This is a genomic window from Rhodococcus sp. CH91, assembly GCF_022554085.1.
Lineage (GTDB): Bacteria > Actinomycetota > Actinomycetes > Mycobacteriales > Mycobacteriaceae > Rhodococcus.
Genome location: NZ_JAKFYR010000002.1, coordinates 499,443 through 519,170, shown reverse-complemented (window position 1 = coordinate 519,170; position 19,728 = coordinate 499,443). Strand labels below are relative to the sequence as shown.

The window sequence follows — 19,728 nt, the reverse complement described above, 5'->3', positions numbered from 1 at the left end:
CGACGGCGACGACCTCCACAGTCTAGGGAGTCCGGGCGATGCGACCTGCATCACCGCGCCGCAGGAAGAACGGAGCAGGTCAGGTGTTCGACTGCAGGATCAGTTCCGGCATGCCGGTGCCCAGCGCCACGGGACCGCATTCGCCGAGTCCGTAGCGGTCGGGAGCGAGCGCGTGTCGCGTCAGGTGCAGCGCGAACGGGTCGTAGACCATGTTGAAGTGCCCGGTCAGATTCTGTGGGCACAGATCCTGGATGACGTAGTTGACGGCGCCGTCCCCTCGGAGTGCCACATTACCGGCGGGCTGGATGACCTCGTCGACCCTCGTTCCGATGGTCGTGTACTGCACGCCGGGAACCGTGTCACTCGGAGTGTTGAGTTCGGTGAGCAGTGCCGAACCCTGGACCTGCTGCACGAGCGCGACGGAGAATTCGCCCTCGACGATGTCGGTTGCTCCCGGAAGTGCGGCGAAGGCAGCACCGAGTCCGTAGAAGGTGCCTCCGTAGCTCGGTGACGCGAGTCCGACCCAGCGGTCGACGAACTCGGCACCCCCGAGCTCGTTGATGTAGTACCGGGCGACAGTGGCCCCCTGCGAGTAGCCGACGACATCCACCTCGCCTGCTCCGGTGGCGTCGAGCACTTCGGTGACGAAATCACCGAATTGCGCCGCCGACACCGGGATATCACCCGTGCCGTAGTCCTCGGCGCCGTCGGCGAGTCCGTAGTTCAGCGCGAAGACGCACCAGCCGGAGGCAGCGAGAAACGGTGCGAGCGCCGCGAAGTCGGAGTAGGCGCTCGAATCGGTGCCGTGCGCGAGCACCACCGGGCGGGGATGTTCCTCCGTCGGCACGCAGGAGAAGTCGTTGCTGCCGGCGGGGGCGACACCGGGATTGTTCTCGGCGAACTCGGCCGCCGCGGCGTGGCCGGAGGCCGCCGGCCCGGCAGGCACGGGCACGCTGCTGACGGAATCCTCACCGAGCCCGAGAATCGACGCGTCGCCGGATGAGAGCGGCTGCGCCCCCGCCACGCCTGCGGTGAGCACCGCCGCGGCGCACGCACCCACGATGCCACTCCAGCTCCGACTTCGACCGGAACCCATGCGCCTGCCCTCCCCTTCTGTGCCTCCCCGACACCTACGGAAGAGATCGGTCATTGCCCCCGATTTCGTTACTGTGACAAATGATATCCCGGGAGTGTTCTCCTTCCGGTCTCATCCGTACGACTGTCGCGCAGACTCTTGCGCTCGTCCTCGGGGTGGTTCCACACTGAGAACAGCTCTCGTCGACCGGACTTCACGTTGCGAGCACGGTGTCGAGCTCTCCGCGCTCGCCGATTCCGCTCATGTCTCACGAGTCGCCTCCGCACGATTCGTTCCTTGCCGAAACACCCGGAGATGTCATGATCACCGATCCCGACGGACCCGCCGACACCCGAATCATGGGTATAGGAGACCCATCACACAGCCCTGGCCGATCATGTGCTGTGGATGATGAATTTTCTGCACCACCATCACGAAGCCGAGGAACGCGGTCTCTACCCGCTCGTCGCCCGGCGCAATCCCCGCGCAACCGATCTGGTGGAGCGGATGAATGCAGATCACCGCAGAATCGAACCGGCCGTTGCGACTGTCGAGAATGCAGCCGGGGACCTCGGCACCGGCCTCCCCGGTTCGGGAGAAGCACTCACCACCGCGCTGACCCGACTGTCCGATGTCCTTCTCCCCCACCTCGAACTCGAAGAACGCGAGATGATGCCGACTCTCGCCGAGGAGGGGAACTGGCTCATCGACGGTCTCGACGCGCCGTCCCGCGATTACGTCGTCCACCTGGCGCCGGCGGTGCCCCGGTTCATCCTGCTCCACGTCCTCGGGGTGCGCTTTCGGCGCCGGTTCGCAGGCCTGTGGAAGGGAAGCGGCGCGGAATCGATCCCTTCGCAGCCGATCCCGAGCGATGTGTGACCCGGAGCGGCCCTCGGCGGCTCGTGTTCCGCATCTCAGCCGATTCGTGGTGGGTCCACTTGCACCCTGAGCGGACCGTCGGCGCGACGTGCCGTGCGTGCAGCCTGCGCGTCGCGCAATGCGCGGCCGAGCGCGCGACCCCGGTCGCGCGCGACCCGCACGATCATCCGGTGCACTTCGTCGGGTTCGGGACCGTCGGACCCGAACGGCAGCCGCTGCCCCGGCGGTAGCGGTACCGGTCCGAGCACCTCGGCGCCCTCGGGCAGACGCGTCGCCTCGAGCAGTTCCGCGACTGCCGCCGGGGCGCCGTCGATCGCGGCCATGTGGACAGCAGGCGGGAAACCCACCTCGGCGCGCTCGGACACCTCGGACTGCGCGTGTCCCACCGGATCCCATCGCACGAGCGCCTGCACGGTGGGAATGCCGGAATCCGCGACGACCACGACCTGTCCGCCCTCCGAGAACGACCGCACGAGCGCAGAGGCCGTGAGCCACCGCCGCATCGTCTCCTCCGTCGCACGCAGGTCGGCACGGCCGAGCAGCGCCCAGCCGTCCAGGAGCAGCGCGGCGCCGTACCCGCCCTCGGCGACCGGTTCGGCTCCCACCGTGGAAACGACGAGAGCAGCGGATCCGGGCACCGCGTGCTTGACGTCGTTGCCGCCCGACGTCACCACCGGAACACCCGGGAACGCCCGGCCGAGCTCTTCGGCAGTACGCGCTGCCCCGACGACCACGGCACGCAGCGAACGCGCACCGCAGGCGTGGCAGCGATGCCGCGCATCCGCGACGCCGCACCACCGGCAGGTGGGGATCGCGGCCTCGTCGGGACCTCCGGCCACCGGCAACGCGAGCGGGCCGTTGCAACGCCGGCATCGCGCAGGTGCGCGGCACTTCCCGCAGGCCAGCGCGGGGACGTAACCGCGTCGCGGTACCTGTACGAGCACCGGACGCTGCGCTGCGAGCGCGGAACGGGCGGCGGCGAACGCGATGGCGGGCAGGCGTGCCGCGCGTGCAGCGGGATCGCGCGCGAGGGCGTGGTCGCTGTCGGCGAGCGCCGTGACCTTGGGAGCGCACGCCCGCACGATGTCACGAGGTGCGACGAGATCGTGCGCCCAGCCCGCGTCGACGAGCACCTGGGTCTCGGCCGTGCGCGCGTGTCCCGCGATCACGATCGAGGCACCTTCGGCGTGGGCGCGCAGCGCCGCCACTTCGCGCGCGTGCGGATACGGCGATCGTGGTTCGCAGTGCAGGTCGTCGCCGTCGTCCCAGACGACGAGCAGACCGAGTTCGGGTGTCGGTGCGAACACCGCGGCGCGGGTGCCCACGACGATGCGGGCGGACCCTCTCAGGGCCGCGAGCCAGCGGCGATAGCGTTCCGCCGGGCCGAGGCCGGCGGCGAGCCCGACGACGTGATCGGCTCCGGCCAGGTCCTCACATGCGGCGACCAGCCGGTCGAGATCGCGTTGATCCGGGACGACGAGCACGGCAGCCTTGCCGGACGCGAGGATCAGTGCTGCGAGTTCGGCGAGGCGGCGGGGCCAGTCCTCACCGGGTAGTGCCTGCCAGGCCGCGCGCGGCGCGCGACCGAGCGTGAGCGCCTCGAGGAAGTTCTCGCCGTGCCGGTACCGGCCCCACGCCGCACGGTCTACCTCCGGTGCATGGACGGGAGGCGGTGCCGGAGAGGCCCCGGCTTCGGCCCGAGCGTGCCGGGGCGGCACCGCCAGCCGCAGGACATCGGCGCGGGTTCCGGCATAGCGCGTCGCGACTTCGTCCGCCAGCGACGCGATCTCGGGGGTGAGAACCGGCTCGGGAGAGACCACCCGCTCGATCCGGGCGAGCTTGCCGGGGTGCTCGCTCGAGGCCGCACGGGCGAGCAGGAAACCGTCGACGAGACGCCCCGCGAACCGGATGCGGACGCGGACGCCGGGTCGTGCATCCGCGTCCAGTTCGCGCGGAATCAGGTAGTCGAACTCCCGGTCGAGGTGCGATACCGGCAGCAACGGGAGAACCCGCGCGACCGGATCGACCTCGGCGGCATCGAAATCGGCAGCCACCCGGGCCCGATCCTCGGGGATCTACAGACCGGCGGCCGCGCGCAGCTTGTCGGCGCGGTCGGTGTTCTCCCACGGCAGGTCGATGTCGGTGCGTCCGAAGTGACCGTATGCCGCGGTCTTCGCGTAGATCGGGCGCAGCAGATCGAGATCGCGGATGATCGCGCCCGGACGCAGGTCGAAGACCTCACCGATGGCCTGCTGGATGCGAGCCGGGTCGGTCTTCTCGGTGCCGAACGTCTCGACGAACAGCCCGACCGGAGCCGCCTTGCCGATCGCGTAGGCGACCTGCACCTCGATGCGGTCGGCCAGGCCCGCGGCGACCGCGGTCTTGGCGACCCAACGCATCGCGTAAGCGGCCGAACGGTCGACCTTCGAGGGGTCCTTACCCGAGAAGGCACCGCCACCGTGCCGCGCCATACCGCCGTAGGTGTCGACGATGATCTTGCGGCCGGTGAGTCCGGCATCGCCCATCGGCCCGCCGAGCACGAAGGATCCGGACGGGTTCACCAGCAGCCGCACGTCGTCGGTGGCGAGGCCGGCCAGGTTGGGGTCGGCGAGCACAGCGTCGACGACATGGGTACGCAGATCCGGCGTCAGCAGGTTGTTCAGGTCGATATCGGAGGCGTGCTGGGTGGAGATGACGATCGTGTCGAGCCGGACGGGCTTGTCGCCGTCGTACTCGATGGTGACCTGGGTCTTGCCGTCGGGGCGCAGGTAGGGCAGCACCCCGGACTTGCGCACTTCGGTGAGACGGCGGGAGAGGCGGTGCGCGAGGGAGATCGGCAACGGCATCAGTTCGGGGGTGTCCGAGCACGCGTACCCGAACATCAGACCCTGGTCGCCGGCGCCCTGCAGAGCGACCTCGTCGTCGGTGAGCACACCGCTGCGGGCCTCGAGCGCGACGTCGACGCCACCGGCGATCTCGGGCGACTGCGCGCCGATCGCGATGTTGACCCCGCAGGAGTTCCCGTCGAAGCCCTTCGAGGACGAGTCGTAACCGATCTCGAGCACACGATCACGCACGATCTTGGGGATGTCGGCGTAGGCGGAGGTGGTGACCTCACCCACGACGTGCACCTGGCCCGTGGTCACGAGTGTCTCCACCGCTACCCGGGCACGGGGATCCTCGGCCAGAAGCGCGTCGAGAACCGAGTCGCTGATCGCGTCACAGATCTTGTCCGGATGCCCCTCCGTCACGGACTCACTGGTGAAAAGCCGACCGCCGGTCTTGCTCACGAAACTCCCTCTCGACTGATGCGCCAGGCGCTGGACGGACAAACCGTGTGGAGCGTGTGCTCCCCGAACGGGCAGGAAAACCCGATCGCAGTGCCGACGCTACTGTTCCGAACGCGTCGGCGCGAGTATTGAAATCACCGGATTCTGCCGCGTTCCGCCAGTAGCGGTCCCAGCGCGTCGAGCACGCGGCTGGCCATGAGGGCCTTCGATCCGTGCGCCAGCGCGGTCTCCGAACCGTCCGCAGACAACAGCCAGCCGTTGTTGTCGTCGACCTCGAACGCCTTGCCGTCGCCGACTGCGTTGACAACGAGCAGGTCGCACCCCTTGCGCGCGAGTTTCTCGCGCGCGTAGGTGAGCACGTCGCCGTGTTCGTCCCCGGTCTCCGCCGCGAAGCCCACGATCACGGTCTCCGCCGGCAGCGCGCCGTCGGTGCGTGCCCGGACGAGACCGGCGAGGATGTCGTCGTTCTTCGTCAGGGCGATGGAGTCGGGTTCCCCCTCCCCCTTCTTGATCTTGCTGGTAGCGAAGGTCGAGGGCCGGAAGTCGGCGACGGCCGCGGACATGATCACAGCATCGGCGCCGGCCGCGTGCTTCGCGACGGCATCCTGCATCTGCGCCGCGGTCTGCACCCGGACCACATCGACGGACGCCGGATCGTCGAGACCGGACACGCTCCCGGCGACGAGCGTCACGTCGGCTCCCCGCTGCGCGGCGAGACGCGCGAGGGCGTAACCCTGCTTGCCCGAGGAGCGGTTGCCGAGGAAACGCACCGGATCGAGGGGCTCGCGGGTGCCGCCTGCGGAGACCACAATGCGCCGACCCGCCAGATCGCGCGGCAACGCGTCGGCACGTTCGAGCAGCAGGGACGCCAGGTGGAAGATCTCCTCCGGCTCGGGCATGCGGCCTGCACCGGTGTCCTTGCCGGTCAGGCGCCCCGAGGCGGGCTCGATCACCACGACACCGCGACGACGCAGGGTCGCGACGTTGTCGACGGTCGCGGGATGTTCCCACATCTCGGTGTGCATCGCCGGCACGAACATCACGGGACAACGCGCGGTGAGCAGGGTCGCCGTGAGGAGATCGTCGGCCCGCCCTGCCACCGCCCGTGCCATGAGGTCGGCGGTGGCCGGGGCGACGACGACGAGATCGGCTTCCTGACCGAGTCGTACGTGCGGCACCTGGGGAACATCGGCGAAAACCCCGGTCTGCACCGGGTTGCCGGACAGCGCCTCGAAGGTCGCGCGCCCGACGAATTCGAGTGCGGACTCGGTGGGGACGACCCGGACCTGATGCCCGCTCTCGGTGAAGGCGCGGATCAGTGCGCAGGACTTGTACGCGGCGATGCCGCCGGCGACACCGACGACGATACGGCGGCGCTGCACGGATCCGGCCTCGCCGCTCGAAGCGGGGTTGCTCACTCGCCTTCGGTGTGCTCGAGCAGATCCGCGTGGATCTCGCGCAGGGCGATGGACAGCGGCTTCTCCTGCAGGCCGGGCTCCACGAGGGGGCCGACGTATTCCAGGATGCCGTCGCCGAGCTGGTTGTAGTAATCGTTGATCTGGCGTGCACGCTTGGCCGCGTAGATCACCAGCGCGTACTTCGAGGAGGCGCGCTCGAGCAGCTCGTCGATAGGCGGGTTGGTGATACCCGAAGGGGTGTCGTAGACCGGAAGGGCGTTGCCCTCGAGGTCGGTCGCGGCTGCCTGGATGCTGCTCACTCGGTGTACTCCTGAGATGTCGCGGGATGGGAGGGCGTCGTACCGGAGTCGGACGCCCGGAGCTCGGACGGGTCAGTCGGTTTCTCGTCCAACCAACAAGGATACCAATTCGTCGCAGGCGCGGTCGACATCGTCGTTGACGACCACGACATCGAACTCGTCCTGCGCTGCGAGCTCGCTGCGAGCGGTGTCGAGGCGGCGGGCCACCACCTCGTCGGATTCGGTGCCGCGGGAGGTCAGGCGGTCGACGAGCACATCCCAACTCGGCGGTGCCAGGAAGGCCAGCACCGCGTCGGGCATGGCGGCGCGGACTGCGCGGGCCCCCGCGAGGTCGACCTCCACGAGCACCGGTCGGCCCTCGGCCAGCGCGTCGCGCACCGGCTCGGCCGGGGTGCCCGATCTCTGCAGCCCGCCGTGGATGTCCGCCCATTCGAGCAGCTCCCCGGCGTCGATCATCCGATCGAACTCGGCGCGGGTGACGAAGTGGTAGTCCACTCCGTCGACCTCACCGGGCCGCGGATCCCGGGTGGTGGCCGAAACGCTGAAGAGCAATTCCGGGATCCTGCTCCGCAGCAGGCGAACGACAGTCGACTTCCCGACCGCGGAGGGCCCGGCCAGCACTACCAGCCGGCCCCTCCGCGTCACGGGCGCGCTGTCCGTCACGGTTCGTGCGTCAGCTACCACGGTGCTCAGGCGTCGAAATCGAACCTGGCGAGCAGGGCCTTGCGCTGACGGTCGCCGAGGCCGCGCAGACGGCGGGTCGGAGCGATCTCCAGCTCGGTCATGATCTCCTGCGCCTTGACCTTGCCGACCTTCGGCAGGGCCTCGAGCAGCGCAGACACCTTCATCTTGCCCAGGATCTCATCGTTCTCGGCGTCCTTGAGCACCTGCTTGAGGTCGGTGCCGCCGCGCTTGAGGCGCTCCTTGAGCTCCGCCCGGGCACGACGGGCAGCAGCCGCCTTCTCCAGAGCAGCGGCGCGCTGCTCATCGGTCAGCTGGGGAAGGGCCACGGTTCCTCCGTCTCATCGTTGGCTTTCGAGTCTTCACCGCTGCAACCAGCGGCGATAGCGACCGTACTCACGACCACCGACGAATGCGAACCGACCCCCCGGCGTTCCACTCGAAAATCCGTGCGGTAGTGCGCGCCGATTCCGCAGCGGATTCCGCGCCTTCCGCAGTGGATCCGCGCACCCTCACGACCTGCCGAAACGGTCAGAAATAGCAGGTCAGAGGCGTTCCGCTCGATGCGGGGACCCCTCGGCCACGAATGTGACTTCCGACGCCCTCTTCACCCCGCGCAACGGCGTGACCGGGGCGAGAAAAATTTCTTGCGATTGCGCGTGTCGCGCGGGTCTGATCGCAGGTCAGAGCGCATGCATCGGCACGGACGGCTCGTGCCCGGACCGCGCGTGGCGATCCGGGCACGAGGAGGAGCGATCTCAGTTCGAGAGGAAGGCGAACCCGTCCAGGCTGCGGCCGACGGCCGCCCGCAGCTCCGCCACCGACGGACCGGCCCGCAGCACGTCCCGCGAGACATTGGGCAGGACCGCGCCGAGACGGTCACCGACGAGACGGCGCACGTCCTGCGCGGTGCCGCCCTGAGCGCCCACTCCGGGCATCAGGACGGGCCCGTGGAGGTCCGACAGGTCGGGAGCTTCGGTGAGGGTCGCACCGACGACCACACCCACCGATCCCAGCTCGACGGCACCCGCGTTGCGAGCGGCGGCCTCGTCCACCACGACCTGGTCGACGCTGCGTCCGTCGGCGACCCGCGCACGCTGGATCTGCGCACCCTCCGGGTTGGACGTCGCCGCGAGCACGAACACCCCGCGGCCCGTCGCCACGGCGAGATCCAGAGCCGGGTCGAGCGAACCGAAGCCCAGATACGGCGAGACCGTCACCGCGTCCGCGCACAGAGGCGAACCGTCCGAGAGCCACGTGCGGGCGTAGGCGTCCATCGTCGATCCGATGTCCCCGCGTTTCGCGTCGGCGAGGACGAGAGTGCCGGAGGCCCTCAGCTCGGCGATGGTGCGTTCGAGCACGGCGATACCCGCCGAGCCGAACGCCTCGAAGAACGCCACCTGCGGTTTGACGACCGCGACGGTGTCGCCGAAGGCCTCGACGCATCGATCGCTGAAACGGGCGAGACCGTTGACATCGTCGCCGAGGCCCCACGCGTGCAGGAGCCCGGGGTGGGGATCGATCCCCACGCACAGCGGCCCGCGACGCCGGAGCGCCTCGGCGAGCCGCTGCCCGAAGGCCGTCACGCCGACTCTGCGGCCGCGGCACGCAGGCGCGCGTGCATCCGCTGGATCGAGCTGACCCCGATGTCCCCGCGCAGAGCGGCCTCGATGCCCTGCACGGCCGCGGACGCGCCCTGGACGGTCGTGATGCACGGAATGTTCGCAGCCACCGCGGCGCTGCGGATCTCGTAGCCGTCGACCCGGGGGCCGGCATTGCCCCACGGCGTGTTGATCACCATGTCCACGTCTCCGGCGCGGATACGGTCGACGATGTCGGGTGCACCCTCGGGCTTGTCCTCCCCCGAGACCTTGTGGACCTGCTCGCAGGGGACACCGTTGCGGCGTAGCACCTCTGCCGTGCCGACCGTGGCCATGATGTGGAAGCCGAGATCGGCGAGGTGCTTGACCGGGAAGATCATCGACCGCTTGTCCTTGTTCGCCAGCGAGACGAACACGGTGCCCGAGGTCGGCAGCGAACCGTAGGCGGCGGTCTGGCTCTTCGCGAACGCGGTGCCGAAATCGTCGTCGAGGCCCATGACCTCACCGGTGGACTTCATCTCCGGGCTGAGCAGGGTGTCGATGCCCGTGCCGTCGGCCCGTCGGAACCGGTTGAACGGCAGCACCGCTTCCTTCACCGCGACCGGCGCGTCGAGCGGGACGTGGCTGCCGTCGCCCTCCGCCGGAAGGATGCCCGCGGCACGCAGCTCGGCGATGGACTCGCCGAGCATCACCCGGGCGCAGGCCTTGGCGAGCTGCACCGCGGTGGCCTTGGATACGAACGGCACCGTGCGGGAGGCGCGGGGATTCGCCTCGAGCACGTACAGGATGTCGTCCTTGAGCGCGTACTGGACGTTGAGCAGCCCCTGGACGCCGATGCCCTTCGCGAGCGCCGCGGTCGAGCGGCGCACGTTCTCGATGTCGGACCGGCCGAGGGTGATCGGCGGCAGCGCACACGCGGAGTCACCGGAGTGGATACCGGCTTCCTCGATGTGCTCCATGATCCCGCCGATGTACACGTCGGTGCCGTCGCACAGCGCGTCCACATCGATCTCGACCGCGTCGTCGAGGAAACGGTCGACGAGCACCGGGCGGTCGTCGGAGATCTCGGTCGCGTTGGAGATGTACGTCTCGAGAGCCTTCTCGTCGTACACGATCTCCATGCCGCGGCCACCGAGGACGTAGGACGGCCGCACGAGCACGGGATAACCGATGCCGGCGGCGATCTCGCGAGCCCCCTCGAAGGTGGTGGCGGTGCCGTACTTCGCGGCGGGCAGGCCGGCCTCGTCGAGCACGCGGCCGAACTCGCCGCGGTCCTCCGCGAGGTCGATCGCCTCGGGGGAGGTGCCCACGATCGGTACTCCGGCGGCCTTCAGACGGCGCGCGAGGCCCAGCGGGGTCTGCCCGCCGAGCTGCACGATGACCCCGGCGACGGTGCCGGATGCGCACTCCGCGCGGTAGACCTCGAGCACGTCCTCGAAGGTCAGCGGCTCGAAGTACAGGCGGTCGGCGGTGTCGTAGTCGGTCGAGACGGTCTCCGGGTTGCAGTTGACCATCACCGTCTCGTAGCCGGCCTCGGACAGCGTCAGCGCGGCGTGCACACACGAGTAGTCGAACTCGATCCCCTGACCGATGCGGTTCGGTCCGGAGCCGAGGATCAGCACCTTGGGCTTCTCGCGCTGCTCGGCGATCTCCGTCTCGGCCGCGGGGTCGAGCTCGTACGTCGAGTAGTGGTACGGGGTCTTCGCCTCGAATTCGGCCGCGCAGGTGTCCACCGTCTTGTAGACGGGATGGATACCCAGCTCGTGGCGCAGGGCGCGCACCTCGTCCTCGGACTCGAACTGGACCGGCCGCAGGGCGGCGATCTGCCGGTCGGAGAAGCCGTGATGCTTGGCATAGCGCAGCTCGGTGGCGCCGAACTCCTCGGCGGTGCGGATGTGCTCGCCGAGCTCGACGATGTGCTCGAACTGCTCGAGGAACCACGGGTCGATCTTCGTGGCCTCGAAGAGCTGCTCGACGGTCGCGCCGAGCTCGAGCGCCCGGGCGATCTGGTAGAAGCGGCCGTCCGTGGGCGTGCGGATCGCTTCGAGCAGCTCGTCGAGCGTGCCCTCGACCTCCGGTCCGGTCCAGAATCCGGCGGACTTCGTCTCGAGCGACCGCAGCACCTTGCCGAACGCCTCGGCGAAGTTACGGCCGATCGACATCGCCTCACCGACCGACTTCATGGTGGTGGTAAGGGTGCCGTCGGCGCCGGGGAACTTCTCGAAGGCGAACCGCGGAGCCTTGACCACGACGTAGTCGAGGGACGGCTCGAAGCAGGCCGGGGTTTCCTTGGTGATGTCGTTGACGATCTCGTCGAGCGTGTATCCGATGGCGAGCTTGGCTGCCATCTTCGCGATCGGGTAGCCGGTGGCCTTCGAGGCCAGTGCCGACGACCGCGACACGCGCGGATTCATCTCGATGACCACGAGGCGCCCGTCGCGCGGATCCATCGCGAACTGGATGTTGCAGCCACCGGTGTCGACGCCGACCTCGCGCAGGATCGCGATCGAGAGGTCGCGCATCTTCTGGTACTCACGGTCGGTGAGCGTCATCGCCGGGGCGACGGTCACCGAGTCGCCGGTGTGCACACCGACCGGATCGACGTTCTCGATCGAGCAGACGATGACGACGTTGTCGGCACCGTCGCGCATGAGCTCGAGTTCGTATTCCTTCCAGCCGAGGATCGATTCCTCGATGAGCACGTTCGCGGTGGGCGAGGCGGCGAGGCCGCCACCGGCGATGCGCTCGAGGTCGTTGTCGTCGTAGGCCATGCCCGAGCCGAGGCCGCCCATCGTGAACGAGGGGCGCACCACGACGGGGAAGCCGAGTTCGGCGACGGTCTTGCGGACCTCGTCCATCGTGTAGCAGACGGCCGACCGCGCGGACTCGCCACCGCACTTGGTGACGATGTCCTTGAACTTCTGCCGGTCCTCGCCACGCTGGATGGCGTCGAAGTCGGCACCGATGAGTTCGACGCCGTACTTGTCGAGGATTCCGCGCTCGGACAGAGCGACGGCCGTGTTCAGTGCGGTCTGGCCGCCGAGGGTCGCGAGCACCGCGTCGATCGGAGTGCCGTTGGCGGCCTCGGTGGCGATGACCTTCTCGACGTATTCGGCGGTGATCGGCTCGATGTAGGTCGCGTCGGCGAACTCGGGATCGGTCATGATCGTGGCCGGGTTGGAGTTGACGAGCGAGACCCGCAGGCCCTCCTCGCGCAGCACCCGGCAGGCCTGGGTACCGGAGTAGTCGAACTCACAGGCCTGTCCGATGACGATCGGTCCGGAGCCGATGACCAGGACGTGGGAGAGGTCGGTACGGCGTGGCATCAGTTCTTCTCTCCCTCGAGCATGCGGGTGAAACGATCGAACAGGTAGGCGGCGTCGTGGGGTCCGGCCGCCGCTTCGGGGTGGTACTGCACGGAGAAGGCGGAGCCGTCGACGAGCTTGACACCCTCGACGGCACCGTCGTTGGCGCAGGTGTGGCTGATCACAGCGCGACCGAACGGGGTGTCGAATTCCTGCCCGGCCTCGCCTTCGAGTGCGAAACCGTGGTTCTGGGCGGTGATCGCGATGCGGCCGGTCTCGTGGTCGACGACCGGGATGTTGATGCCGCGGTGACCGAACTTCATCTTGTAGGTGCCCAGGCCGAGCGCACGACCGAGGATCTGGTTGCCGAAGCAGATACCGAACAACGGAAGCCCTTGTCCGAGAACCTCCTTCGTCAGGTGCACCGCACCGTCGGCGGTCGCCGGATCGCCGGGACCGTTCGAGAGGAAGACGCCGTCGGCCTTCAGGTCGAGGATGTCGTGCAGGCTCGCCGAGGACGGCAGCACGTGCACGCGGATGCCGCGTTCGGCGAACATGCGCGGAGTGTTCGTCTTGATGCCGAGGTCGATGGCCGCGACCGTGAAACGCGCCTCGCCGCCGGTGGGTTCGACGACGTAACCGGAGGTGGTGCTCACCTCACCGGCCAGGTCGGCACCGAGCATCGAGGGCTGGCTCCGCACGCGGTCGAGCAGCACGTCGATGTCGAGTTCGTCGCCCTTCCAGGCGAGCGCGTCGCCGGAGAAGACGCCGGCGCGCATCGAGCCGCGGGTGCGCAGGTGCCGCACGAGTGCGCGGGTGTCGATACCGGCCAGGCCCACGACGTTCTGGCGTTCGAGTTCGTCCTGCAGCGATCCGTTGGCACGCCAGCTCGACACGCGGCGCGACGGGTCGCGCACCACGAAGCCGGCGACCCAGATCTTGGAGTCGGCGGCGTCGCCGGTCGGGCCGACGGACTCGTTGTCCTCGTGGTTCCAGCCGGTGTTGCCGATCTGCGGGGCCGTGGCCACCACGATCTGCCGGTGGTAACTGGGATCGGTCAGGGTCTCCTGGTAGCCGGTCATGCCCGTGCTGAAGACCGCTTCACCGAGGGTCTGCCCGACGGCCCCGAAGGGGATGCCACGGAAGACCCGTCCGTCCTCGAGGACCAGCACCGCCGTGCCACCGCCGAATGTTCTGCCGCTCATGCGTTGTCTCCGTTCTCTTCGACCGCACCAGAGCCGGCCGCACAGGCTGAGATCTCGCGTGTCGTGATCGTCGTGTTGTTCGTCGTGATCGTCATCGTCGTTGTGATCGTCACCGTCTCAAGAGTGTTCGCCCGCCCCGCTCGTCCAGAGCGGGTAGACCGATTTGTCGTCGCCGCGGAAGCCGGTGTCGACCTCCGTCCCGGAGGGCAGCTGCCAGCGGATGACCAGCAGCCCGTCCTTGGACATGACCTTGCCTGCCAGACCGCGCTCGGTGCGGATCGCCCGGATCGAGTCCTGCGGGATCCAGATCGGGGATGCGCCGTCGCGTTCGAGCAGAGCACCGGTTCGGTAGCGGCTCAGTTCCGCGTTCGCACGGTAACCGAGGTCACCGACCGCGATGCGGTCCTGCCAGCTCGGGGCGAGAGTGCTGCCCACGTACAGGCCCGTGGTCGGTTCGACGAGCGGCTCCCCCAGTTCGGCGGGCACCGTCGGCAGTTCGCCGACCACGTCCTGCTGGCGTCGGGCGCGGCCGCGCCAGCCCTTCCACATCAGCAGGACGAGCACGATCCACAGCGCGAGGAATCCGACGGTGAGAAGAAAGCGATCCATGTCGGTTCCTACCTTTCGCTCGTGCGGGGGAACACCTCACCGTCGCGGGCGGTGATCCGTCCGCGCAAGACGGTGGTGGTGACGCGCCCCGGCAGGGTCATGTCTTCGTACGGCGTGTTGTGGGAGATGCTCGCCAGATCCGGACCGTGCACCGTCCACTCGGCCTCCGGGTCGACGAGCACGAGGTTGGCCGGCTCACCCACCTCGAGGGGACGGCCCTGGTCGTCGAGACCCACGATCTCGGCAGGGCGCTCGCTCATCACCCGCGCGACGCCACGCCAGTCCAGGAGTCCGGGCCGGACCATCGTCTCGACCACGACGGACAACGCCGTTTCGAGCCCGAGCATTCCCGGACGTGCCTGCGAGAACTCGCAGCACTTGTCCTGTTCGGCGTGCGGGGCGTGGTCGGTGGCCACACAATCGAGGATCCCGTCGGCCAGTCCACGGCGCAGAGCCTCGACGTCGGACTTCTCCCGCAGAGGCGGGTTCACCCGGTTGATGCCGTCGTAGCTCTCGAGGCGCGAGTCGTCGAGGAGCAGGTGGTGGGGGGTGACCTCGGCGCTGATCGCGATACCCTGCGAGCGCGCCCAGCGGACGAGCTCGACGGTTCCGGCCGTGGAGGCATGGCAGATGTGTACGCGCGCTCCGGCGTCGCGGGCGAGCAACGCGTCGCGGGCGACGATGGATTCCTCGGCGGCGCGGGGCCAGCCGGCGAGCCCGAGACGCGCCGCGGTGGGTCCCTCGTGGGCGACGGCCCCGACGGTCAGGCGCGGTTCCTCGGCGTGCTGGGCGACGAGCACGCCGAGCGAGGCGGAGTACTCGAGAGCGCGACGCATGATCAGCGGGTCGTACACGCACATGCCGTCGTCCGAGAACATCTTCACCCGGCCGACACCGGCAGCCATCGTGCCTATCTCGGCGAGTTGCTTGCCTCCGAGCCCGACCGTGACCGCACCCACGGGATGCACGTCGACGAGGCCGACCTCCTGTCCGCGGCGCCACACGTGGTCGGTCACCACCGCCGAGTCGGCGACCGGGTCGGTGTTGGCCATGGCGAACACCGCGGTGTACCCACCGCGTGCCGCGGCGGCCGAACCCGAATCGACGGTCTCGGTGTCCTCGCGTCCGGGCTCGCGCAGATGGGTGTGCAGGTCGACGAAGCCGGGCAGCATGATCTGTCCCGTGCCGTCGACGATCTCCGCGTCGCCGTCGGTCTCGAGACCGGTGCCGACGGCGAGGATCTGCTCGTCGCCGAGCAGCACGTCGACCGGGTCGCCCTCACCGTAGAGTCGGACGTTGCGGATGAGCACCTGCGGCGTCACCTGTGGTTCTCCTGATTCTGTGTCTCCCCGGCGTGGCGTGTGCGTCACGACAGGCTTCCTTCCGTACCCACGAGGAGGCGGAAGAGCACCGCCATCCGCACGTGGACACCGTTGCTCACCTGTTGCAGCACCGCGCTCTGCGAGGCGTCGGCGACGGGGAATCCGATCTCCATGCCCCGCAGCATCGGACCGGGATGCAGGATCACGGCGTGCTCGGGCAGCATCGCCGCCCGCCTCGCGTTGAGGCCGTAGCGGATGGAGTACTCGCGAGCCGAGGGGAAGAACCCGCCGTTCATCCGTTCGGCCTGCACCCTCAGCATCATGACGGCGTCGAGGGTCGGAAGTTCGGCGTCGAGGGAGTCGGCGATCGTCACGGGCCAGGACTCGACACCCACAGGGAGCAGCGTGCGCGGAGCGACGAGGACGACCTCGGCGCCGAGCATGCTCAGCAGCAACGCGTTCGACCTCGCGACGCGACTGTGCAGCACGTCACCGACGATCGCGATCCGCCGTCCTTCGACGGAGCCGAGACGCTGACGGATGGTGAGCGCGTCCAGCAACGCCTGGGTGGGATGTTCGTGGGTGCCGTCTCCGGCGTTGACCACAGCCGGGCCGGATCCGGATTCGTTGGTCCACTGTGCGATCCGGTGGGCTGCACCGGAGGCGGAGTGACGCACCACGAGTGCGTCCGCACCGGCAGCGTGGAGGGTCAGGGCGGTGTCGCGCAGCGACTCCCCCTTCTTGACCGACGAACTCGACGCCGACACGTTGATCACGTCCGCGCTCATCCACTTGCCGGCCACCTCGAAGGACACGCGGGTACGGGTGGAATTCTCGTAGAAGACGGTCATGATGGTCCGCCCCCGCAGGGTGGGGAGTTTGCGGACCTCACGCCCGAGCAGTGCCTGCTCGAACCGTTCGGCTTCGTCGAGAAGCCCGATCGCGGAATCCTTGTTCAGATCCGCGATGGTGAGCAGGTGTTTCACTGGGCCTTGCCTCCGGAGATCTCTACGGCGTCGCGACCGTCGTGTTCGGTCAGCAGGACGCGCACATCCTCACTGCGTGCCGTGGGCACGTTCTTGCCGACGTAGTCGGCGCGCAACGGGAGTTCGCGGTGGCCGCGGTCGACGAGCACCGCGAGCTGGACCGCACGGGGACGTCCCAGATCGCGCAGGGCGTCGAGTGCGGCGCGCACCGATCGTCCCGAGAACAGGACGTCGTCGACGAGGACGACGAGGGTGTTGTCGACCCCGCCCTCGGGCACCGATGTGCGTTCGAGCGGACGATGGGGTTTCGTGCGGAGATCGTCGCGGTAGAGCGTGATGTCGAGCGATCCGACCGGGACACGGACACCGGCGAATTCCTCGATGCGTTCTGCGAGGCGCTGGGCGAGTGTGATCCCCCGGGTGGGGATGCCCAGAAGCACGACCCGCGGCGCTTCGTCGGGAGTGTCGAGCGCGGTCTTCTCGATGATCTGATGCGCGATGCGGGCGATCGTCCGGTGGACGTCGGCCGCGGAGAGCAGCTCACGGGCCGGCACGCCGGTGCCGGAAGACGCGGTGGGAGTAGAAGCTGTGGACCCGTCCTCGGACACGGCCATGCAGCGACCTCCTTCTCCGCCTCACTGGACGGATCGTTAAAGGATGCCTGACGGATATCGAGCCTAGCAGCGTCCGGATACGACTCCGCGCGGACAGCGGGTGAAGCGCAACACATGCTCCGGAGAGCACGCGGGCCCGACGGGATCTCTCCCGTCGGGCCCTTCGCACGGCTCGGCCGTCCCGATCGCCGCGTACGCGGACGTCAGGATCGTTCGGATTCCGGACCGGAGGATTCTCCGGCGGGTCGCACGCGTGTGGCAGCCGCGGCCGCACGCACCTGGTCGGCGACCGCGACGATCTGGCCCAGCACTCCGTTGACGAAGGCCGGCGAGTCGTCGGTGGACAACTGTTTCGCGAGCTCGACCGCTTCGTCGACGGCGACCACCGGCGGCACATCGGTGGCGTGGAAGAGTTCCCACACCGCGATGCGCAGGATCGCGCGGTCGACCGCCGGAAGCCGATCCAGGGTCCATTCGTGCAGGTGATCGGCGATCACCCGGTCGGTCTCGTCGAGATGGTCGGCGACACCGCCGATGATGGCCTGCGTGTACGCCGGGACCGGAGCGACCTGGTCGTCGGCGACCGCGAGTTCGACGCGATCGGCGGCGAGGTCGACCGGATGCACGTCGCGGGCCTCGGCTTCGAAGAGCAGATCCACGGCGCGCTTGCGGGCCTTGTGGCGGGCCCCGAGCTTCTTCTGGTTACCGGACACTCAGGAATTCACTCGCCCGAGGTAGCTGCCGTCACGGGAATCGACCTTGAGCTTGTCGCCGGTGTTGATGAACAGCGGGACCTGGATCTCGGCGCCGGTCTCGAGGGTCGCGGGCTTGGTGCCGCCGGTGGAACGGTCGCCCTGCAGGCCCGGATCGGTGTGCTTGACCACGAGCTCCACGGTGACGGGCAGCTCCACGAACAGCGGGACGTCCTCGTGGGTCGCGACCTGTACCGGCATGTTCTCGAGCAGGAACTTCGCGCCGTCACCGAGCAGCTCGGGCGAGATCGAGATCTGGTCGTAGGTCTCGCCGTCCATGAAGACGTAGTCGGTGCCGTCGTTGTAGAGGTAGGTCATGTCGCGGCGATCGACGGTGGCGGTCTCGACCTTCACACCGGCGTTCCAGGTCTTGTCGACGGTCTTGCCCGACGTCACATTCTTGAGCTTCGTACGCACGAAAGCGGGGCCCTTGCCCGGCTTGACGTGCTGGAACTCGATGATCTGCCAGAGCTGTCCGTCGATTTTCAGAACGAGTCCGTTCTTGAAGTCACTGGTATCAGCCACTTGGTTCGTGTCTCCTAGGGTCGAGGAACCGCCCTCAAACGACGGTCAATGTCTTGTCGGTGAGCGTGAGCAGCTCCGGAGTCCGCTCCCGCACCACGAGCGTGTCCTCGATCCGCACGCCTCCGCGCCCCGAGAAGTACACACCCGGCTCGACGGTCACCGCCGCACCGGCGACAAGTGTACCGGTCGCCGAGGCACCGATTCCCGGCGCTTCGTGGATCTCGAGTCCTACCCCGTGGCCGAGGCCGTGCAGGAACAGGTCGGCGTATCCGGCCTCGGCGATGACGCTACGCGCGGCGGCGTCCACCGCGGCACAGTCGACACCGGGGGCGAGCGCATCACGGCCCGCCTGCTGCGCGCGCAGGACCAGCTCGTACAGCTCGCGTTGCCAGTCCGCGGCCCTGCCGAGGACGTAGGTGCGGGTCATGTCGGAGTGATATCCACCGATCTGGGCACCGAAGTCGAGTTTGACGAAGTCACCGTCCGCGAGCACCGCTGCGGTGGGGCGGTGATGCGGCACCGCGGAGTTGGCTCCGGCAGCGACGATGGTCTCGAAGGAGATCCCGTCGGCGCCGTGCTCGAACATGCGCCATTCGAGATCGCGGGCCACCTCCTTCTCGGTGCGCCCCGGTCGCAGACCCCCCGCGGCGATCAGATCGGCCAGAGCCCGGTCGGCCACCGCGCACGCCTCGCGCAGCAACCCGATCTCGTGTTCGTCCTTGACGGCGCGCAACTGTTCGACCAGCCCGGTGAGGGGAACGAACCGGACGGACACGTCGAGACCGTCCCACCGCGCCCGCTCGTCGACCGTGACGACGTCGCTCGCGAATCCCCAACGCGCCGAGCCGGTCCCGAATTCGAGGATCAGCTGGGTGGCCGACGACCGCGCGATCACCGAGCGCAGGTCGGGCACCTGCTCGCCCACCTGTGTCAGATAACGGCCGTCGGTGCAGATCACGGTGTGTGCCTCGTCGTCGCCGTCCGCCGCGGACACGAGCAGGGCCGCATTGGAGCCCGTGAAACCCGTGAGATAGCGGATGTCGATCAGATCCGTCACCAGCAGCGCGTCGAGTTCGCGTTCGACGAGCAGCACACGCAGCGCGCGACGGCGGGAAGCATGGTCGGCAGACATGACGTTCAACCTACCGGCCGCACAGTTGTGGGACG

The 19,728-nt window shown here is 68.6% G+C and carries 18 protein-coding genes; 1 reads left to right on the top strand and 17 read right to left on the bottom strand.

What is annotated here, in order from left to right; genetic code table 11:
- Positions 1 to 79 precede the first annotated feature (79 nt).
- A complete protein-coding gene (locus MOM01_RS06090; protein ID WP_241384480.1) occupies positions 80 to 1,096 on the bottom strand; it encodes an esterase/lipase family protein in 1,017 nt (338 codons plus the stop codon).
- Positions 1,097 to 1,483: 387 nt separating this feature from the next.
- Between MOM01_RS06090 and MOM01_RS06085 the strand changes: the two genes are divergently transcribed.
- Positions 1,484 to 1,954, top strand: coding sequence for a hemerythrin domain-containing protein (locus tag MOM01_RS06085; protein ID WP_241384479.1), 471 nt, complete (start codon positions 1,484 to 1,486; stop codon positions 1,952 to 1,954).
- A gap of 35 nt (positions 1,955 to 1,989) precedes the next feature.
- Here MOM01_RS06085 and MOM01_RS06080 read toward each other — a convergent pair whose 3' ends face one another.
- From MOM01_RS06080 to MOM01_RS06005, 16 genes are all read right to left on the bottom strand, one after another.
- Complete coding sequence (locus MOM01_RS06080) at positions 1,990 to 4,008, bottom strand: primosomal protein N' (protein WP_241384478.1); 2,019 nt, start codon at positions 4,006 to 4,008, stop codon at positions 1,990 to 1,992.
- 21 nt (positions 4,009 to 4,029) lie between these two features.
- Entirely contained in the window at positions 4,030 to 5,244 is a 1,215-nt protein-coding gene (gene metK / locus MOM01_RS06075) for a methionine adenosyltransferase (protein ID WP_241384477.1), read from the bottom strand.
- Positions 5,245 to 5,378: 134 nt separating this feature from the next.
- The gene (gene coaBC / locus MOM01_RS06070; RefSeq protein ID WP_241384476.1) at positions 5,379 to 6,662 is read right to left on the bottom strand and encodes a bifunctional phosphopantothenoylcysteine decarboxylase/phosphopantothenate--cysteine ligase CoaBC; all 1,284 of its coding nucleotides are present in this window, start codon (positions 6,660 to 6,662) and stop codon (positions 5,379 to 5,381) included.
- Positions 6,659 to 6,961: a DNA-directed RNA polymerase subunit omega gene (gene rpoZ / locus MOM01_RS06065; RefSeq protein WP_241384475.1), complete on the bottom strand. Its 303-nt coding sequence runs from the start codon at positions 6,959 to 6,961 to the stop codon at positions 6,659 to 6,661. Before rpoZ ends, coaBC begins: the two co-directional genes overlap by 4 nt.
- 72 nt (positions 6,962 to 7,033) lie before the next feature.
- Positions 7,034 to 7,645 (bottom strand): guanylate kinase, encoded by a 612-nt coding sequence (gene gmk, locus MOM01_RS06060; RefSeq protein WP_241384474.1) that lies wholly within the window; start codon positions 7,643 to 7,645, stop codon positions 7,034 to 7,036.
- 5 nt (positions 7,646 to 7,650) lie between these two features.
- Entirely contained in the window at positions 7,651 to 7,971 is a 321-nt protein-coding gene (mihF, locus tag MOM01_RS06055) for an integration host factor, actinobacterial type (protein WP_006551450.1), read from the bottom strand.
- Positions 7,972 to 8,400: 429 nt separating this feature from the next.
- Positions 8,401 to 9,228, bottom strand: a complete 828-nt coding sequence (gene pyrF, locus MOM01_RS06050) for an orotidine-5'-phosphate decarboxylase (RefSeq protein ID WP_241384473.1) — start codon at positions 9,226 to 9,228, stop codon at positions 8,401 to 8,403.
- Positions 9,225 to 12,569 carry a carbamoyl-phosphate synthase large subunit gene (gene carB, locus MOM01_RS06045; protein ID WP_241384472.1) on the bottom strand — a complete coding sequence of 1,115 codons (3,345 nt, stop codon included), beginning with the start codon at positions 12,567 to 12,569 and terminating at the stop codon, positions 9,225 to 9,227. The genes pyrF and carB overlap by 4 nt, the downstream gene beginning before the upstream one ends.
- Complete coding sequence (gene carA, locus MOM01_RS06040) at positions 12,569 to 13,753, bottom strand: glutamine-hydrolyzing carbamoyl-phosphate synthase small subunit (RefSeq protein ID WP_241384471.1); 1,185 nt, start codon at positions 13,751 to 13,753, stop codon at positions 12,569 to 12,571. Before carA ends, carB begins: the two co-directional genes overlap by 1 nt.
- A 117-nt stretch (positions 13,754 to 13,870) precedes the next feature.
- Positions 13,871 to 14,362 (bottom strand): PH-like domain-containing protein, encoded by a 492-nt coding sequence (locus MOM01_RS06035; protein ID WP_241384470.1) that lies wholly within the window; start codon positions 14,360 to 14,362, stop codon positions 13,871 to 13,873.
- 8 nt (positions 14,363 to 14,370) lie between these two features.
- The gene (locus MOM01_RS06030; RefSeq protein WP_241384469.1) at positions 14,371 to 15,684 is read right to left on the bottom strand and encodes a dihydroorotase; all 1,314 of its coding nucleotides are present in this window, start codon (positions 15,682 to 15,684) and stop codon (positions 14,371 to 14,373) included.
- 44 nt (positions 15,685 to 15,728) lie between these two features.
- The gene (locus MOM01_RS06025; RefSeq protein WP_241384468.1) at positions 15,729 to 16,670 is read right to left on the bottom strand and encodes an aspartate carbamoyltransferase catalytic subunit; all 942 of its coding nucleotides are present in this window, start codon (positions 16,668 to 16,670) and stop codon (positions 15,729 to 15,731) included.
- Positions 16,667 to 17,284 (bottom strand): bifunctional pyr operon transcriptional regulator/uracil phosphoribosyltransferase PyrR, encoded by a 618-nt coding sequence (gene pyrR / locus MOM01_RS06020; RefSeq protein WP_241384467.1) that lies wholly within the window; start codon positions 17,282 to 17,284, stop codon positions 16,667 to 16,669. Before pyrR ends, MOM01_RS06025 begins: the two co-directional genes overlap by 4 nt.
- 203 nt (positions 17,285 to 17,487) lie before the next feature.
- A complete protein-coding gene (nusB, locus tag MOM01_RS06015; protein ID WP_241384466.1) occupies positions 17,488 to 17,997 on the bottom strand; it encodes a transcription antitermination factor NusB in 510 nt (169 codons plus the stop codon).
- Complete coding sequence (efp, locus tag MOM01_RS06010) at positions 17,998 to 18,561, bottom strand: elongation factor P (protein WP_241384465.1); 564 nt, start codon at positions 18,559 to 18,561, stop codon at positions 17,998 to 18,000.
- Positions 18,562 to 18,595: 34 nt separating this feature from the next.
- Positions 18,596 to 19,693, bottom strand: a complete 1,098-nt coding sequence (locus MOM01_RS06005; protein ID WP_241384464.1) for a M24 family metallopeptidase — start codon at positions 19,691 to 19,693, stop codon at positions 18,596 to 18,598.
- Between the last annotated feature and the right edge of the window lie 35 nt (positions 19,694 to 19,728).

Bases quoted from the DNA above. Each gene is read 5' to 3' on its own strand.
- MOM01_RS06090 (WP_241384480.1), bottom strand. From the start codon at position 1,096: ATGGGTTCCGGTCGAAGTCGGAGCTGGAGTGGCATCGTGGGTGCGTGC.
- MOM01_RS06085 (WP_241384479.1), top strand. From the start codon at position 1,484: ATGATGAATTTTCTGCACCACCATCACGAAGCCGAGGAACGCGGTCTC.
- carB (WP_241384472.1), bottom strand. From the start codon at position 12,569: ATGCCACGCCGTACCGACCTCTCCCACGTCCTGGTCATCGGCTCCGGA.
- carA (WP_241384471.1), bottom strand. From the start codon at position 13,753: ATGAGCGGCAGAACATTCGGCGGTGGCACGGCGGTGCTGGTCCTCGAG.
- MOM01_RS06035 (WP_241384470.1), bottom strand. From the start codon at position 14,362: ATGGATCGCTTTCTTCTCACCGTCGGATTCCTCGCGCTGTGGATCGTG.
- pyrR (WP_241384467.1), bottom strand. From the start codon at position 17,284: ATGGCCGTGTCCGAGGACGGGTCCACAGCTTCTACTCCCACCGCGTCT.
- MOM01_RS06005 (WP_241384464.1), bottom strand. From the start codon at position 19,693: ATGTCTGCCGACCATGCTTCCCGCCGTCGCGCGCTGCGTGTGCTGCTC.